This window comes from Seonamhaeicola marinus (genome assembly GCF_008085455.1).
Window position 1 is genome coordinate 1 of record NZ_VSDQ01000623.1, and the last position, 547, is coordinate 547.

Consider the following 547-nt stretch of genomic DNA (forward strand, 5'->3'; position numbering starts at 1 on the left):
GGCGATGGTTTACGCCCAGGCTCTATTGCCGATGCCAATGACCAAGCGCAATTTGCCGAATTAGAAACCTTAGGCGAGCTAACAAAATTAGCGCGTAAACATGAAGTACAATGCTTTATTGAAGGCCCAGGTCATGTACCAATGCACATGATAAAAGAAAACATGGATAAGCAATTAGCGGCTTGCGATGAGGCACCATTTTACACCTTAGGCCCATTAACCACAGATATTGCTCCGGGTTATGACCACATTACGTCGGGTATTGGTGCTGCAATGATAGCATGGTACGGTTGCGCTGTTTTATGCTACGTAACACCAAAAGAACATTTAGGCTTACCAAACAGAGACGATGTGCGTGAGGGCGTAGTTACTTACAAACTAGCAGCCCATGCGGCAGATTTAGCCAAAGGGCACCCAGGAGCACAACACCGTGATAATGCCTTAAGTAAAGCACGTTTTGAGTTCCGTTGGGAAGACCAATTTAACTTAGGTTTAGACCCCGAAAAAGCACGCGAATTCCATGATGAAACCTTGCCTGCCGAAGGGG

General features: G+C 46.4%; 1 protein-coding gene. It reads left to right on the forward strand.

Going from position 1 to position 547, the window contains the following annotated elements; genetic code table 11:
- Positions 1-547: phosphomethylpyrimidine synthase ThiC (locus FUA24_RS10885; protein ID WP_187388253.1), on the forward strand; the 547-nt coding region annotated here is incomplete at both ends.